This window comes from Roseibium sp. MMSF_3412 (genome assembly GCF_030733265.1).
In the GTDB taxonomy this organism is placed as follows: domain Bacteria; phylum Pseudomonadota; class Alphaproteobacteria; order Rhizobiales; family Stappiaceae; genus Roseibium.
The window spans coordinates 370603-387229 of the sequence record NZ_JASHJI010000002.1 but is presented as its reverse complement, the minus strand read 5'-3'; the positions used below and the strand labels follow the sequence as shown (position 1 = coordinate 387229).

The window sequence follows — 16627 nt, the reverse complement described above, 5'->3', positions numbered from 1 at the left end:
TCCGGCACATCGCAGGCAAGGCGGGGAGCATATGGACAAGCCTGAAGAAGTCATTTCAGCCGATGGCAGTGTCGCGATCACGGATCCGGGCGCTGTCGGGGCCGAGGAACAAAATCGCGGCGACCGGTTCGTCGTTTTCATTTCCAATATCTTTGCATGGCTTTTCCCGTTCCTGATGATCGCCATCTGCGCCCAGGTGCTTCTGCGCGGGGCTGGCATGAACCAGGCCTGGCTCGATGATTTCCAGTGGTGGCTCTACGGGTCGGCGGTCCTGGTCGGCATTGCCTATGCCGTGACCACGAACAGCCACGTGCGCGTTGACATTCTTTACGACGGCTTCTCCAGAGAGAAGAAGCTCAGGACGGACATCGTCGCCCTGACCTGGCTATTCCTGCCTTTCATCATCCTGAGCTGGGACGTCACGCTGCACTACACGCTTTCGTCCATCAAGGCTGACGAGGGATCCGACAGTCCCAATGGACTGCACAACCTCTGGATCCTCAAGACACTGATGAACCTGTCTTTCATCCTGATGGCGATTGCGGCCTGGTCGATCTATGTGCGCCTGCTGTCCAAACTGACAAGGCCTGTCCTCTGGAAGCAGCTGCTCTATGCCTTTCCCTCGACAATGTTCGCGGTGAACCTTGCGACCTACTACGCGCTCTGGTGGATCGTGTGGATCATCAGTCCGCCGGACGCAACGGCGCGGGATATCGGCCGGCACGTGATTTTCGACGAAGTCGAGGTCGGCAACTACGACATCAAATACACGATCATGATTACGCTGGTCCTGACCTTCGTGGTGATTGGTGCAGCCAGGCTTTTCAGCCGCAACAAGACGGCGTGAGACAGATAGATGCTTGAATTCATTGGCCAGTTTCTCACGCTGAACGAAATCGCCGTGATGGTGATGTTCATCACCTTCATCTGGATGCTGTTTCGCGGCATTCCCGTTGCCATGGCGCTTGTCGGGGTCAGCCTCGTCTTCGTGCTGCTTGCCGAGTTTCTGCTTGACCCCAACCGTTCGTTTTTCCGCGACATCATCGAATTCGACAGGACCGGGATAAGCTATCAGCGCATGCAGGCGCTGTCCGGCCGGCTCTTCGGCGGGATCGTGAAGAACCCGGTTCTCGTCGCCTTGCCCATGTTCATCTTCATGGGGTTGATGCTCGATCAGTCGGGCGTCGCACAGCGCATGATGCATTCCATGCAGAAGCTGTTCGGGTCACTGCGCGGCGGCCTCTCCCTGACCGTCATGCTGATCGGCATCATCCTGGCGGCGTCCACAGGCGTCATCGGCGCATCGGTTACGCTGCTGGGCGTCATGGCGCTGCCGGCGATGATGAAGCAGGACTATTCCAAACCCATCGCGACGGGAACGATTGCCTCTGCCGGGACACTAGGAATCCTCATTCCTCCCTCGATCATGCTTGTGATCATGTCCGATCAGCTGGCCATCAGCCTTGGCGATCTCTTCATGGGGGCGCTGTTCCCCGGCCTGATTCTCGGAGCGCTCTACATTGTCTTCATTGTCATCTATGGGCTGATCAATCCCAAGGCGATGCCTGCACCTGAAAAGCCAGAAAAAGTGCATTGGGAGGACGTCAAGGAAGTTCTCCTCGCGGTCGTGCCGCCGATGTTCCTGATCCTGCTTGTGCTGGGGTCGATCTTTGCCGGTGTTGCGACACCGACCGAAGCCTCCGGTCTCGGTGCGATGGGAGCGACGCTGCTGGCACTGGCGAACCGCAGGCTGAGCTGGAAGGTGGTCAAGGATGTGAGCCGGTCGACGCTGAACACGTCCGGCTACATCGTCGGGATTTTCCTCGCCGCCAACTTCTTCGCCTTCGTGCTGCGGCGCTACGGCGGTGACGAGATCGTTCAGCACCTCGTTCTGTCGGTGTTCGAAGACCCTTACATGACGGTCGGCTTCATCCTGCTGATCGTGTTCCTCCTGGGCTTCCTGCTCGACTGGATCGAGATCACGATCATCATCATGCCGCTGATGCTGCCGATCATCGTCGGCCTCGACCTTGCCGTTCCTGGCTTCGATCAGGTTCGCGACCCGTCGGTCGTCTGGTTCGCGATCCTGGTGGCGGTGACGCTGCAGACCTCGTTTCTGACGCCACCCGTCGGGTTCGCGCTGTTCTACCTGAAGGGTGTCTGTCCGCCGGGCGTGACGCTTGGACACATCTACAGGGGCGTGGTGCCTTTCGTGATCCTGCAGTTGATCGGCCTGATGATCGTGTTCTATTTCCCGGCGCTCACGACCTGGTTGCCATCGGTTGCCTACGGCAATTAGCGAGGCCTGAGGAGAGCGATCACTCGGGCTGAAACCGTTTGCCGCGCGCGCTCTGCGCGCGGGCCGGCGGAAAGATCCCGGTACAATAATGTCGCAGGCAGACCCGGCGCCATGTGGGTATGCCGGAACGCGGAGGCGTCCATGAGTGAAATCGAAGCCTTGCTCACGTTGAGTGCGGTCAATCTGCGCGACCGGCTTGCCGATGGCAGCTTGTCCGCCGTTGACCTGACGAAGGCCTGTGTCGCGCGGATCGAGGCGCGCGAGGATGAGGTCAGGGCCTGGGCCTGGTTCGATGCCGGTGCGGTTCTGGCGGAAGCGGAGCGCCTGGATGCGGTCCGAGCAAGCGGCGCGCCGCTCGGTAAGCTTCACGGTCTGCCGGTCGGCATCAAGGACGTGATCGACACGGCAGGTATCGCGAGTGAGAACGGCTGTCCCGTCGATGCCGGGCGTGTGCCGGAAGACGATGCGGAGGTCGTGAAACGGCTCAAGCAGGCCGGGGCCATCATGTTCGGCAAGACGGTCACGACCGAACTTGCCTTTCTGCACCCGAACAAGACGCGGAATCCCAGGAACCTGGAGCACACGCCGGGCGGGTCGTCATCAGGCTCGGCAGCGGCGGTGGCGGACGCGATGGTGCCGCTCGCCATCGGCACGCAGACCGGCGGTTCCGTGGTGCGCCCGGCCTCCTTCTGCGGCATTGTCGGGTTCAAACCCAGCTTCAATGCGATCCCGCGAAAGGGCGCGCTGCTTCAGTCGCATTCGCTGGACACGCTCGGTGTGTTTGCAAATGACCCGGCAGGGGCCGCGCTCCTTGCCGATGTTTTGACGGATGACGCAGCCGACGGGCAAGACCCTGCTGCCTCACCCGTATTCGGTTTCGTGACGCCTCCCGGCTGGGACCGCGCGGACCCTGCGCTTCACGCAGCATTTGACCGTTTGCGCGCGGCGCTGGGAGACAGGGTCATCGACCTGTCGCTACCGGACGTGTTCGACGATGCGGTGCGCCTGCGTGCCGTGATCAATACGGTGGAGATGGGACATTACTTCAAGAGCTACCTGGAGCAGGGTGCCGACAGGCTCGGTCCACCGACGCGGGCAGCGATCGAGAAGGGGTTGACGCTGTCGGCGGTCGACTACCTCGCCGCCAAGTCTTTTCAGGACGAAATGGACGACCTGCTCGCACCGCTGTTCCAACGCTGCGATGCGATCCTGTGCCCGGCAGCGCCGGGGCCGGCACCGGCCGGATTGGGTTCGACGGGAGATTCGATCTTCAACGGGCTCTGGACGATGGCCGGCACGCCCGCCATCACCCTTCCGCTGCTTGCAACGCCTGAAGGCCTGCCCATGGGGGCTCAGCTGGTTGCGGCAAGGGGCGAGGACAAGGCGCTTGTCTCGGTCGCGCAGTGGCTTTGGGACTGGAGCAAGCAGACAATTTGATGAAGGCGGCGCATTGCGCCGCCTCCTAAGACGTTGACGGTCAGCCGCCGCTCCGGAATCATTCCTTTGCGCGGTGACGTTTGAGCTTACCGATGGCGGTTGCGCGGCACAAAGCCGGTATCTTCCGCAGGCCGCTTGTCGCGGACCCAGACCTCGCGGTTCGGATGCAGGCCGCCGCCGCGAACCGCCGGAACAGCGGTGTGGCGCGCCCGGTGAAGAAGCCTGGTGTCGGCAATCCCGCAACCGGGATGAATGCCGCCGTTATCCGCGACTTCCTTCTCCCAAACCGCCTTCCGCGCTGCGAGCGTCGCCGGATCTTCCAGCGCCGTGCAATTCACCGTATTCGAATTGAGGTCGACGATGATCTCGTCGCCGGTCTCGACAAACGCGATAGGCCCGCCAAGAGCCGCCTCTGGGCCGACATGACCAATGACCAGACCGACCGAGCCGCCGGAGAAGCGCGCGTCGGTCATCAGCGCGACGACGATGCCGCGTTCCCGGCAGAGCGTCGTGATGCGGGAGGTCGGATCAAGCATTTCCGGCATGCCCGGTCCACCGCTCGGACCGTCGTAACGCACGATGACCATGTCCTGGTCCTGAAAGCTGTCCGGTGCCTCGTCGAGTGCCTTGATCAGGCCGGCCTCGCCCTCGAATACCCGGGCCCGGCCCTTGAAGAGATTGTTTTCCAGGCCGCCCTCAACACCGGCGAGCTTCAGGATTGCCGAGAAGTCCGGTGACAGGTTGCCGCCGAGCATCCTGAGACCGCCCGTCGGTTTGAAGGGTTCTGCCACCGTGTGGATGACGTCGCCATCGGGCGCTGCCGCATCGAGGTCGGCCACCTGTTCGGCCAGGGTGCGTCCGGTACAGGTCATCATGTCGCCGTTCAGGAGGCCGGCATCGAGAAGTTCCTTTACGATGACCTGCACACCGCCGACCCGATCGATGTCGAGCATGGAATATCTGCCATAGGGGCGGGCATTGGTCAGGACCGGTACGACATCACGGGAGAGGTGATTGAACTCCTCCGGTGTCATCACGTCCCGCCAGAAGTGCTCGTAACCGGCTGCGCGTGCGATTTCCGGAACGTGCAGGACCACGTTGGTCGACCCGCCAATGGCCATGGCCACGATCACTGCATTGCGAATGGAATCGCGCTTGACGATATCGCGCGGCTTCAAGCCCTTTTCCATCATGGAGGCAAGATAGGCCACAAGCTGCTGCGGGAATTCCTCCAGGCGGCGCGGGTCGTCAGACGGTGGCGCCACCATGTGCAGCGGCTGAAGGCCGACCACGCCGATAAAGGTCTGCATGGTGTTGTAGGTGAACATGCCGCCGCAGCTTCCGATGCCCGGGCAGGCGTGGCAGGCAATGCGGTGGCGAACCGCTGCATCCTGGTGGCCGGCGACCTGGTAGGCGCTGACGATGTCCAGCATCTCACCGGTTTCCGGATCCCTGCCCGGCCTGATGGTGCCGTCGGACATGATGATTGCCGGTTCGTTGTGTTCCAGAACCGCTGCCATGGTCCCGACCGGGGGCTTGTCACAGGCAACCACGGCAATCGTTCCGGCCAGTCCCGACGCTTCCAGGTGTTCGCACAGGCCGTCATTGGTGACTTCGCGGCCGATGAGCGAGTAGCGCATTTCGCGCGTGCCGTTGCGGATGCCATCCGAGGTGGCAATCGTGAACTCCGGCTGCACCAGCCGGTACTTCAGCTGGCCGTCTGCGTTGCCGATGCGTGATTTCAGGTGCTCGTGAATGGCGTCGACCTTGCTGGCAACGCCCAGGTAGCACTGGCTGTCGCCCTTGGTTCCGACGACGCCAACGGAAGGCTCGTGGATAAGCTCTGGATCGGTGCCAAGTTCATTGGCGATCCCGATCGTTTGTGCGGACCGGCCGGGGTGGCGGTCAATCAGGACAATTCTGGATTTCGTCATGTGTCACTTCTTGTTCTGCTGCGCCCGCCCCGCGCGTTTCTTGGTCTTTGTCCCGATCCCTGGAAAGCTGCGGGGTGGTTAAGCTTGTAATCGACATGTGCGCAATTTCAACCGGCGAATCGGCGATTCCAGTACGGTTTGGACGAATGGCGCCGGTTCATTGACGACGACGGTGGGGCCAATCCCTGCACCGGTGCCCTTTCATTGGAGAGAATGCGCCGGCGGCATGGTGCCATGCCAAACCGGCAGAAAAGGGTTCTCCTGACGCCGGTTCCCGGTGGAATACCGGCTGCATTCGGCAAAAATCATTGAACCTGCACGCGGATTTCTGTTGGGATGAGAGCCTCAGGAAAAAAGACAAGCGAGTCATGCGTCCCAGACAGGTTTCCAGAAGTTGCTGACATGCCGCAGGGCACAAAAGAGTGGGTGAGACCGGAATGCACTTTGAAGTCTTTGCTATCGGAACCGCCTTCGTTTTCGGGCTCATGGTACGGCAAGTCGGTCTGCCGCCCCTTGTCGGGTTCCTTGCCGCCGGTTTCTTCATCAATTTCATCGGGCCGGGCTTTGGCATGCCTGTCGAAACGGGGCCAATTCTTGACTATGTCGCAGAGCTCGGGGTTCTGATCCTGCTCTTCACCATCGGGCTGAAGCTGAAACTGCGTCAGATTACCGAGCCGCAGGTTATTGGTGGCGCGCTTATCCATTTCGCTGTCTCGATTGCCCTGTTCACACCCATTGTCCGGCTGCTCTTCACCTCTGACTGGTTGAGCGCGATGCTCATCGGCATTGCGCTTGCCTTTTCGTCCACGGTGCTGTCGGCAAAGATACTGGAAGCCAAACGCGAACTTGGCACGTTCCACGGCAGGACGGCCATCGGCATCCTGATCGTTCAGGACATCATCGCGCTCGTTGTTCTTGCAATCTTTGCCGGAAAACTCCCCGGTCCGTGGGCGCTGTTGATCTTCGCCACACCCTTGCTCAGGCCGCTGCTGTTCCGTTTGCTGGACCTTGCCGGACATGATGAAGTCCTGTTGCTGACCGGCATGATGCTCAGTCTTGTTGTCGGCGGGGTCGGCTTCGAGCTGATTGGCCTCAAAGGCGAGATCGGCGCGCTGGTCATGGGGCTCCTGCTGTCGGGTCACCCGCGCGCCGGGGAGTTGTCAAACTCTCTGTGGGCGCTCAAGGAGGTCTTCTTGATCGGCTTCTTTCTCTCGATCGGCATGTCCGGTTTGCCTGACTGGAACGCGCTCGCCTTTGCGCTTGTGCTGGGTCTTCTGCTGCCGCTGAAAGGCGTTCTGTTTTTCTTCATCCTGCTTGCGTTCAAGCTCAGGGCGCGCACGTCTTTCGTGACCGCCCTGTCATTGATGGCCTATAGCGAATTCGGTCTGATCGTGGCAGCCGGCATTCCCGCTGCGGAAGAATATCTCGTGCCATTGGCCATTGCGGTGTCGATGTCGTTTCTCATCGCAGCGCCGCTCAACCGGTTTGCACATTCGATCTTCGAGCGTTTCGAGACCCAACTTCAACGCTTCGAGTTGCCGACCCGGCACCCGGACGAACAACCGACAAATCTCGGAGACGCGGATGTCATGGTTTTCGGAATGGGCCGAACCGGAACTGCAGCCTACGCCGCTTTGGTCGACAAGGGGCATCGCCCCGTCGGGCTGGATGCGGACATGTACAAGGTCGAGGGGCATGCCGAGGCCGGCCGTAACGTGATTTTCGCCGATGCGGAAGACAGCAACTTCTGGCACGGTGTTGACCTGCGGGGGATTTCTGCCGCCGTCCTGGCAATGGACGATCTCGAAGCCAAGCTGATCGCGGCCCGCATGCTCAGGGCCAGCGGTTTTACCGGTACCATCGTCAGTCACGCGCTGCACGCGGATCACGTTGAGCAGATTTCCGAGGCAGGTGCCGATCAGACTTATCTCACAATGCAGGAGGCAGGTGAAAGCCTTGCAACGCACGCCATCGAGCCTGCCGTGGCGCGTGAGGCTTAGGAAACCGGAGCCAAGCGCTTTACCGAACCTTCTTGATGCCTTCCAGGATCAGGGTGGTGGCAACGTTGGCATAGTCCTCGCGGGAGATCGGGCCGCCTTCCTTGAACCACATGTAGACCCAGTTCATCATGCCGAAGAGGGACATGGTAACCGGCATCAGAAGCGGACGGTCGGGATTTGCAAGGTCCGGGTGAATGTCCTTCAGAACGCTTGAAAAGTGCCGGACGATGCGGCGCTCGATGGCGACGATTTCGGCCTTCTGTTCGTCGGAGAGCGCCGGGCCGGCATTCAACTGAACCTTGTGCTGATCATCGGCACCCCGGTAGCTGTCGAGTACAGTCAGGACCAGTTTCCGCAATCTCTTGTCGGAAGGCAGGGACGGGTCGTCGGCTTCTTCCAGCTCGGCATCCAGAATGGCCAGATGTGACTGAATGATTGCGAAGATCAAAGCGCCCTTGGACGGATAATAGTGATAGAGCAGTGACTTGGAGACGCCCGCCTCCTGGGCGATCTGGGACATGGATGCCTTTTCCATGCCCTGGGTCGCAAACACATTGGCTGCGGTCAGAAGCAAACCGTGCTGCTTTTCTTCAAAATCACTGGCGCGGGTTCTGGCCATGCGTTCCGGGCTCCGTATCGATCAAAAGGGCTTAAGTGTCCGCGCGTCGTTTAGTTCTTAGCCCGACTGGCCTGGATTGACCAGCCGGTCCGTCAATTAACGGTGGACCGGCTTGCGGGGACGCGGGCCTGGCCTCGTGGGTCCCTCACGGTTTACCGGTGCCGACACCGATGTTTATTCCTTCGGACGGTTGTCGACCACGCGCTGCGCCTTGCCCTGCGAACGGGCAACGCCGTGGGGTTCATGGATCTGTACCTTCGAGGAGACGCCGATTGTCGATTTGACATGGTGGGCCAGTTCCTTTGCCGAGGCGTCCCGTGCTTCGCTGCTGCTGCGCGCAGGGGTCGCCTCGGCGTGAATGATCATTGCATCCATGCGCCCCTCGCGGATCAGCTCGATCTGGAAGTGTGCGGTCAGGCCTTCGCATTTCAGGATCTGTTCCTCGACCTGGGTCGGGAACACATTAACGCCGCGCAGAATGATCATGTCGTCGCTGCGCCCGGTGATCTTTTCGATCCGGCGCATGGAGCGGGCAGTGCCGGGAAGGATGCGGGTGAGGTCGCGCGTGCGGTAGCGTACCATCGGCAGGCCTTCCTTGGTCAGCGTGGTGAAAACGAGTTCGCCGGTCTCCCCGTCCGGCAGGACTTCCTCGCTGACGGGATCGATGATTTCCGGATAGAAATGGTCTTCCCAGACATGCAGGCCGTCCTTGGTCTCCACGCATTCCTGCGCAACGCCCGGGCCCATGATCTCCGACAAGCCGTAAATGTCGACGGCGTGCATGTCGAACGCCTCTTCTATTTCCGCGCGCATCGCGTTCGTCCAAGGCTCCGCCCCGAAGATGCCGACCTTGAGCGAAGACTGGCGCGGGTCGAGGCCGAGCCGCCGGTATTCGTCGAGGATCGACAGCATGTAGGACGGGGTCACGGTGATCACGTCCGGCCGGAAGTCCTCGATCAGCGTGACCTGGCGTTCCGTCATGCCACCGGAAATCGGTACCACCGTGCAGCCGAGCTTTTCGGCGCCGTAATGGGCTCCAAGGCCGCCGGTGAACAGGCCATAACCATAGGCGTTGTGGAGAATGTCGCCCTTGCGTCCGCCGGCGGCGCGGATCGAGCGCGCGACGAGGTCTGCCCAGTTTGAGATGTCGTTTGCCGTGTAGCCGACCACCGTGGGCTTGCCGGTCGTGCCCGAGGAGCCGTGAATGCGCACCAGTTCCTCCCGCGGTGTTGCGAACATGCCAAACGGGTAAGTGTCGCGCAGGTCCTGCTTGACCGTGAACGGGAACTTGGCAAGGTCGCCGAGCGTTTTGAAATCGTCCGGATGGACGCCGTTCCTGTCGAATTGCTGCCTGAAAAACGGCGAGTTCCGGTAGGCGTGATCCAGGGTCCAGGCCAGGCGTTTTTGCTGCAGGGCTGCAATCTCGTCGCGGCTGGCGATCTCGATCGGGTCGAGACTGTCACGGTCAGGGGTGAGATCGATCATCGAGGGTCCTCCCGGGTCGCTGAGTGCGCCGTTTCTGGTTATTCGTCCAAGAATGTGCGGTCTATGGTGCGGGAATGGCCGCGGAATTCCGCGATCACCGTGCCGTCCTCGCGCGTGAGACTGATATCGTAGATGCCGGACCGGCCCTGTCTTGAAACCTCGCGCGCACGCGCCGTCAGGACATCTGCGAGCGCTCCCGGTTTGACATAGGTAATCGAGCAGTGCTGCGCGACCGTGACCTGGTTATAGGTGTTGCAGGCAAAGGCGAATGCACTGTCGGCCAGTGTGAACAGATAACCGCCATGCATGTTTCCATGGCCATTGGTCATCGCCTTCGTCACTATCATGCGCATGTCCGCTTCGCCCGGGGCGATGCGCACCAGTTCCATTCCAAGTGCCTGCGAGGCATTGTCGTCTTCCCACATGATCCGGGCGCAGGCTTCGGCCAGTTCCTGGGCGGTCATTTCGGTAGCGGCTTTCATGCTAGCGGCCCTTGAAAACGGCCGGGCGCTTCTCCAGGAACGCCGTCACGCCTTCGGCGTAATCATCGGTAAAGCCGGCCGTTTGCTGGCAATCCCTTTCCATGTCGAGATGGGTGTCCAGATCCTGTGTCGGTGCCGCCTGGATCAGCCGCTTCGTCAGTCCCAGACCGATCGTCGGGCCGCCGGCGAGCCGGGTCGCGATCGCACGCGCCTCGTCCTGCAAGGATGCGTCGTCGACAGCTTTCCAGATGAGGCCCCAGCTTTCCGCCTGTTCGGCCATAAGGGGTTCGGCAAGGAGGGCGAGCGCCTTGGCGCGGGGCTCCCCCAGAATGCGCGCCAGGGACCAGCTGCCGCCGGCATCGGGAATAAGGCCGATCTTGGAAAAGGCCTGAATGAATTTGGCCGATCGCGCCGCCAGAACGATGTCGCAGGCAAACGCGATGTTTGCGCCCGCACCGGCGGCAACACCGTTGACCGCACACACGATGGGCTTTTCCAGCGACCTCATCAGGCGCAGCGTTGGATTGTAGTAAGTGTCCAGCGTGTGGCCGAGGTCGGGCTTCGTATCGCTCTTGCGCGGATCGCGGTCGCCAAGGTCCTGGCCGGCACAAAAACCACGGCCGGCCCCGGTCAGGAGAACCGCGCGCACTGCATCGTCCTTCGTTGCCTGTTCGAAGGCGGCGCGAAGGGCAAGGTGCATGTCCTCGTTGAACGCGTTCAGCTTGTCCGGACGGTTCAGCGTTACATTGAGGACACCGTTCTCAAGGGTCGAGACAACGGTTTGGCTTTGCGTCATTTTCCACTCCCTGGACCTCTCGCTCCCCGGGTCCGCAAATCCTTTATTGCATAAACCGTCCGGTCGATCAATTATAGTGTTGCCTGATTTTTGGTCCGGAACGGGTCGTGTGGAACCCTGTCCAACCGGATTGTTCGTCATGGTGCCCCCTTGAACCGGGCGCCGCAAGCGGTTTGACCGGACAGACGTCTTCCGGGGGAGGGAATATTGAACAAGTTGCCGGGAAACGTTCTGCCGCCGAGGCGGGCAACAGGCTCCGCACATCCGGGTTCGAATTGGGTCGCTGGTTGTGTTTTGCCGGATATCCCGTCTTCCCTTTACCCGTATGCATCGCTCAGTCTAGTCTTGAGGCACACCCAGTGTAGCTCCGGTAGTGTAGCCCCGGCCCACCATCTGCTGCGAACAGGTCGATCGAATGACACCTGACAACATGGAACTTGCCATCACCCCGCTGGCGCCGACGCGCGCCCGTTCGCAGCCTGTCGAGGAACTGACCGGTCACATCCGCAATATCTGCGGTGATTTCGAAATCGAACCGCCTGACCCTTGTAGCGGGCACGTCAATGGTGACGTTTCCATCATGAGCGTGTCGCGGTTCGAAACGGCGATCGTCTCCCTGAATGCGAAAAGGGTTCTCAGGGACAAGCGCATGATCAAGAGGGACCCGGGCGAACATCTTTTTCTCGTGATCCAGGACAAGGGGAACTGCTGGATCCACCAGAACGACACGTCGGTTCATCTGGCACCGGGCGACATGTATCTGGTCGACAGCGCGCATTCCTCGGAGTTTGTCTATAACGGGGTCGATGCGCGGCAGGTATCGATCCATCTTCCAAGGTCGGAGATGCTGCACCGGTTCGGCGCGATCTGCACCGGCGGTATTGCCATTGACCGTTCAGACCCCCTGTTCGTTGCAATGCGCGCCGTCCTGACCAAGATCTTTTCAGACGATGCAAGCGTCGCGCCGCATCATGGGGAAGCCTTTCTCAGTATTCTGGGCGCTTACTTCCGCAGTGTCGAGCACCAGGAAGCCCTCCAGGACCGGACATCCAAGGGTGTCTTGTCGCGCGCCCTGTCGCTGATCGACCGGCACGCGATGGACCCAGATTTCGGCCCGCAGCAACTGGCCGAACTCCTCCAGGTTTCACCGCGCACGCTGCAAAGGCAGTTCGGTGCGCTCGGCGAACCGGTCGGCAAGCGATTGCTCGCGGTTCGTCTCGAAACGGCGCGGGCTCGTCTCAACGCAAAGTGCGAAGGTGCGGGACGAAATACGATTGCAGACGTGGCCTACGAGAGCGGGTTCAACGATCTTTCCCATTTTTACCGGACATTCCGCGACAGGTTTGGAATGCCGCCGGGAGACCTCAGGAAAAAAGTGTCGCTCTGAACCAAAGCCTTTGGCGTCCTCGCCCAAGACTGTTCCGCCTTCTTGGGTATCGTACTCGTGAGGGAGCCGGTCTAGGAAAGCACGCACAGGATCGCGAACCGGGAGGACGCTTTGTGATCAAGGACGGCTGTGCTGTTTCTGCTGTTCCGGTTCCGGGCTCTAGAAAAGAAACCGGAGAGGGTTCATGAAAATCAGACAGATCCTGGCCACAAGTGCAGTTCTGGCCGGCATGGCCACGAGCGCACTGGCGCATCCACTGGACGGGCTGACGGCTGAAGAGTATCAAAAGATCAGCCAGATCCTGAAAGACAGTGGAACCGTTACGGACGAAACCCTGTTTCCATTGATCGAACTGAAGGAACCGCCGAAGGCGGATGTTCTGGCGTGGACCGAAGGTGATGCGCTCGACCGCAAGGCCATGGTTCAGTTCACAACGGCGGACGGGTTCAGTGAAGCCGTCGTCAATATCACGCAGGGCACTGTGGAGAGCAACGCGGCGATCCCGGATAGCGGACAGCCGATGATCCTGTTTGCCGAATTCATGACGGCGCTGGAAGGCGGCCTGTCGCATCCGGACATGATTGCCGGTCTGGAAGCCCGCGGGCTGACGCCCGATGATGCGTTCTGCCTTCCGCTGACAGCCGGAAACTTCTTCACGCCGGAATTTGAGAATTCGCGTCTGATGAAGATCCCCTGCTACCAGAACCCGACCGGTTCGAATTTCTATGCCAAACCCATCGAGGGCCTGTTCACGCTTTTCGACGTCGGCAAGAAGGAAGTCATCGAGGTCGTCGATACCGGCGTTGTGCCGATACCCCAGGATCCATGGGGATACACGGAAGAGGAAATTGCCGAACGTGCACCGCTTCGTCCCGAGACCAACCGGGTGCTGCTGAAGCAGGAAGGCGGCCCGAATTACAAGATCGACGGCAGCCATGTGGAATGGGACATCTGGCGCTTCAACTACCGCGTGGACAAACGGCCGGGGCTGGTCATTTCCAATCTCGATGCAAACGACCAGGGCACCTGGCGGTCGGTGATCTACCAGATGCATCTGTCCGAGGTGTTTGTGCCTTACATGGATCCGACCGAGGGCTGGTACTGGCGGACCTACATGGACAGCGGGGAATACGGGTTCGGCCTGTTCCTGACCCCCTTGCGAGCCGGCATCGACTGCCCGGACTATGCGACCTTCCTGCCCGCGCTGATCACGGATGACAGCGGTGCTCCGCTGGAGATACCGGACGCGATCTGCATTTTCGAACGCAACATCGGCGATCCGGCGTGGCGTCATTTCGAGATCTTCGCGCAAGGACCCGATCAGTTCACACCGGCCGAAGGGCGTCCTGAAACCGAACTTGTCGTGCGCACTGCATCGGAGGTGGGCAACTACGATTACCTGATCGACTACCGGCTGAAACAGGACGGGCAGATCTTCATCAAGATCGGGGCGACCGGTCTCGACGCGGTCAAAGGTGTTGCCTCCACGTCGATGAATGATGCCACCGCCGCGGAAGACACGAAATACGGAACGCTGATCGCACCGAACCTGGTGGCCGCCAATCACGATCACTATTTCAACTTCCGCATCGATTTCGACATCGATCAGCCGGTCAATCACATGGGCACGATGGAGATCGTTCCGGCGGAACTCGACCCAGACCATCCGCGCAAATCGATGTGGACCTGGAAGCACGAGATGCCGGACAGCGAACTGGACGCGCGTTATCGCTTCAGTGCCTCAAAGCCGAAGCATGTGCATATCACCAATCCGGCCCGGGAAGGGTATCTGGGCCAGACGCCGGGATGGATGATCCATCACGGGTCGATCGCCTACGGTCCGTTCGATTTCGAAAACGATCCTCCGTTCAAGCGCAACGCCTATATCGAGTATTCGTCCTGGACCACGGTGCATGATCCGGATCAGCGGTATGCGGGTGGAAAATACGCCATGCAGAGCGACGGATCCGATACGCTCGCGGAATGGGTCAAGGCGGACAGGCCGCTGATGGGCCAGGATGTGGTGTCCTGGTTCACGGCAGGCTTCCATCACATCCCGCGCATGGAGGACTGGCCGGTCATGTCGACGGAATGGAAAACCGTTCACATCATGCCGTTCAATTTCTTCGCACATAACCCGGCAATGACGCTTCGGAAGTAACACATCGGCCGGGGTGCCCGCGCCCCGGCGCCACTCCGGGGGAGGATGCGCCCGCTTACAGGCGTAGAAGCAAAGTGGACAGGAAAACGTCCTTTGTCTCCTCCAGTTTGCTCTTTCCCCAGATGGCTTCCAGCGTGGGCTCGGAAATCGCGAAATAGCTGACCGCACCGATCAACTGGTACGCGGCGGCTGTGCGTTCCGCTTCGGAACGGTAACGCCATTTGGGCAGGTCGGTCAGAAGATCGACACTCTTGTCCAGAAACGTTTTCAGATACCACTTCCTGCTGGTTTCGACGCGGTCCAGATTGTCGAGCAGTTCCCTCGCGATCAACCGGCCGTCATTCGGTGCGTCCCGCGCGTGGTCCATCAGTTTTTCCAGAAAGAAGCGCAGCTTTTTCTCCGCACCCTGATCCAGCGCCGTCACGTCTTCGATGATCGCGTCGAAACGGCCGGAAACATCCGCCAGAACCGCGCCGTAAAGCGCCTCCTTTGTCTTGAAATGATAGAGGATCGATTGCTTGGTCAGACCCAATTCATCCGCGACATCGGCGAGGGAGGCTCCGTAAAAGCCGCGTTCGGAGAACAGCTGCAAAGCCGTGTCTATGAACTTCTTTTTTGGAGAATCGATTTGCCCGGTCATGACGCAATCATAGCACCTGATTGACTACTTACCAGTCGTAAAGTAAAACTTACCAATTGGTAAGGCAACTTTTGATGCAAAGAGAGAACGATGGATCGCGAGTTGGAAAAGGCGCTTTTGCAGGAACTTGCGGGCTTGAAGGAGAACGGACTGTTCTTTCTTGACGATGCTGTTCAATCGTCTCCGGTGACGCGTTACCTGTCCGAAGAGCGGTTCGACCGCGAGAGGGACAGGATCTTCCGCTCGCTTCCGATTATTGCAGCGCATGCCGGTGAGTTGCCTGAAAACGGAAGTTTCCTGACGTTACGCGCCGGCGGACTTCCCGTCCTGCTCACGCGGGACAGGGACGGGGCTGTCAATGCGTTCGTGAATGTATGCCGTCACCGTGGCGCTCGTCTTGTTGACGAGGAAAAGGGCTGCAAACACAGCTTCAGCTGTCCTTATCATGCATGGACCTGGAACAGTTCAGGGCAGCTGCGCGGGGTTCCGCATGAGAAGCCGGGTTTTCCGGATCTGGACCGGGACGCCTTTGCCCTGCGACGTCTGCCGGCAGTAGAGCGTCTCGGTCTGGTCTGGATAATCGCCGACCCGGACACAGCATCGGATTTCGACGGGTTTCTTGATCCGATTGCAGGCGATCTCATCTGGGCGGGCCTGGATACGCTCGGGATTGCCGCGCGTGATGCATTCACGTTGTCGGCGAATTGGAAACTGTTGGTGGAGGGCGGACTGGAAGCCTATCATTTCAAGGTCGCGCACAAGGAGACGATCGGTCCGCACTTCGTGGACAATCTCTCCAGCTACCAGATGCTTGGATCTCACATCCGATCCATCCTGCCGCGCACGTCGATAGCGTCCTTGCGGACCAATGACATTCCCGGCCGGCGCATTCGTGACCACGCCAATGTTCTCTACAGCGTATTCCCTGCGAACGAGTTCCTGCTCATGCAGGACCATGTTGCCTGGGTGAAATTGCATCCGCTTTCTACCGGGCGAACCGAGGTTGAAATCGTGACGCTTGCGCCAGCGCCGGACATCACGGAGAGCAAGGCGGCGCACTGGCATCGCAATCACGAGATCACGAAACGTACACTGGCAGAGGACTTTGCCGTTAATGAAGCTGTTCAGTCGGGGCTGGAGAGCGGTGCCAACGCGGTCTTGACGTTCGGGCGCTACGAAGGCGCGCTTCACCGATTCCATGAAGAGGTCGAAAAATTCCTGGTTTGAGGCACTGAAACTGGGTTCGGACCAAAAATCTGAAACATTTTTTGCCGATTTTTCCGGCTTTTCTGGAGCCTATTCACGCTCAACCAAAGCTTGCGCCGTTTTGCATTTCAGACGCCCTGGCGCGTCCTGACAAGCAATTACTGACACTTTTACTGAGAGG

General features: G+C 60.0%; 13 protein-coding genes. 7 read left to right on the top strand and 6 right to left on the bottom strand.

The features are described 5' to 3' along the window. Positions 1 to 31 precede the first annotated feature (31 nt). The 3 genes from RBB49_RS05450 to RBB49_RS05440 all read left to right on the top strand — a co-directional run bounded on the left by RBB49_RS05450 (position 32) and on the right by RBB49_RS05440 (position 3736). Entirely contained in the window at positions 32 to 847 is an 816-nt protein-coding gene (locus tag RBB49_RS05450; protein ID WP_306141682.1) for a TRAP transporter small permease subunit, read from the top strand. 9 nt (positions 848 to 856) lie between these two features. Then, complete coding sequence (locus RBB49_RS05445) at positions 857 to 2299, top strand: TRAP transporter large permease subunit (RefSeq protein ID WP_306141681.1); 1443 nt, start codon at positions 857 to 859, stop codon at positions 2297 to 2299. Positions 2300 to 2440: 141 nt separating this feature from the next. Next, positions 2441 to 3736 (top strand): amidase, encoded by a 1296-nt coding sequence (locus RBB49_RS05440; RefSeq protein ID WP_306141680.1) that lies wholly within the window; start codon positions 2441 to 2443, stop codon positions 3734 to 3736. A gap of 86 nt (positions 3737 to 3822) precedes the next feature. On the opposite strand, the gene RBB49_RS05435 is transcribed toward RBB49_RS05440, so the two are convergent. Then, positions 3823 to 5670 carry a dihydroxy-acid dehydratase gene (locus tag RBB49_RS05435; protein ID WP_306141679.1) on the bottom strand — a complete coding sequence of 616 codons (1848 nt, stop codon included), beginning with the start codon at positions 5668 to 5670 and terminating at the stop codon, positions 3823 to 3825. 437 nt (positions 5671 to 6107) lie between these two features. Here RBB49_RS05435 and RBB49_RS05430 point away from each other — a divergent pair, with 437 nt between their 5' ends. Continuing rightward, a complete protein-coding gene (locus tag RBB49_RS05430; RefSeq protein WP_306141677.1) occupies positions 6108 to 7670 on the top strand; it encodes a cation:proton antiporter family protein in 1563 nt (520 codons plus the stop codon). A gap of 19 nt (positions 7671 to 7689) precedes the next feature. Here RBB49_RS05430 and RBB49_RS05425 read toward each other — a convergent pair whose 3' ends face one another. The 4 genes from RBB49_RS05425 to paaG all read right to left on the bottom strand — a co-directional run bounded on the left by RBB49_RS05425 (position 7690) and on the right by paaG (position 11052). Continuing rightward, on the bottom strand, positions 7690 to 8289 hold the full coding sequence (locus RBB49_RS05425) for a TetR/AcrR family transcriptional regulator (RefSeq protein ID WP_306141676.1): 600 nt from the start codon (positions 8287 to 8289) through the stop codon (positions 7690 to 7692). A 174-nt stretch (positions 8290 to 8463) separates the two neighbouring features. After that, complete coding sequence (paaK, locus tag RBB49_RS05420; protein ID WP_306141675.1) at positions 8464 to 9774, bottom strand: phenylacetate--CoA ligase PaaK; 1311 nt, start codon at positions 9772 to 9774, stop codon at positions 8464 to 8466. Between the two features lie 38 nt (positions 9775 to 9812). Beyond that, on the bottom strand, positions 9813 to 10256 hold the full coding sequence (gene paaI / locus RBB49_RS05415) for a hydroxyphenylacetyl-CoA thioesterase PaaI (protein ID WP_306141674.1): 444 nt from the start codon (positions 10254 to 10256) through the stop codon (positions 9813 to 9815). A gap of 1 nt (position 10257) precedes the next feature. Then, complete coding sequence (gene paaG / locus RBB49_RS05410) at positions 10258 to 11052, bottom strand: 2-(1,2-epoxy-1,2-dihydrophenyl)acetyl-CoA isomerase PaaG (protein ID WP_306141673.1); 795 nt, start codon at positions 11050 to 11052, stop codon at positions 10258 to 10260. A gap of 415 nt (positions 11053 to 11467) precedes the next feature. On the opposite strand from paaG, the gene RBB49_RS05405 reads away from it, so the two are divergent. Further along, entirely contained in the window at positions 11468 to 12439 is a 972-nt protein-coding gene (locus RBB49_RS05405) for a helix-turn-helix domain-containing protein (RefSeq protein ID WP_306141672.1), read from the top strand. Positions 12440 to 12623: 184 nt separating this feature from the next. Next, a complete protein-coding gene (locus tag RBB49_RS05400; RefSeq protein WP_306141671.1) occupies positions 12624 to 14600 on the top strand; it encodes a tyramine oxidase in 1977 nt (658 codons plus the stop codon). 55 nt (positions 14601 to 14655) lie between these two features. Here the strand turns inward: RBB49_RS05400 and RBB49_RS05395 are convergent, their stop codons facing one another. Then, complete coding sequence (locus RBB49_RS05395) at positions 14656 to 15240, bottom strand: TetR/AcrR family transcriptional regulator (RefSeq protein WP_306141670.1); 585 nt, start codon at positions 15238 to 15240, stop codon at positions 14656 to 14658. A gap of 90 nt (positions 15241 to 15330) precedes the next feature. On the opposite strand from RBB49_RS05395, the gene RBB49_RS05390 reads away from it, so the two are divergent. Beyond that, on the top strand, positions 15331 to 16467 hold the full coding sequence (locus RBB49_RS05390) for an aromatic ring-hydroxylating dioxygenase subunit alpha (RefSeq protein ID WP_306141669.1): 1137 nt from the start codon (positions 15331 to 15333) through the stop codon (positions 16465 to 16467). Positions 16468 to 16627: the final 160 nt, after the last annotated feature.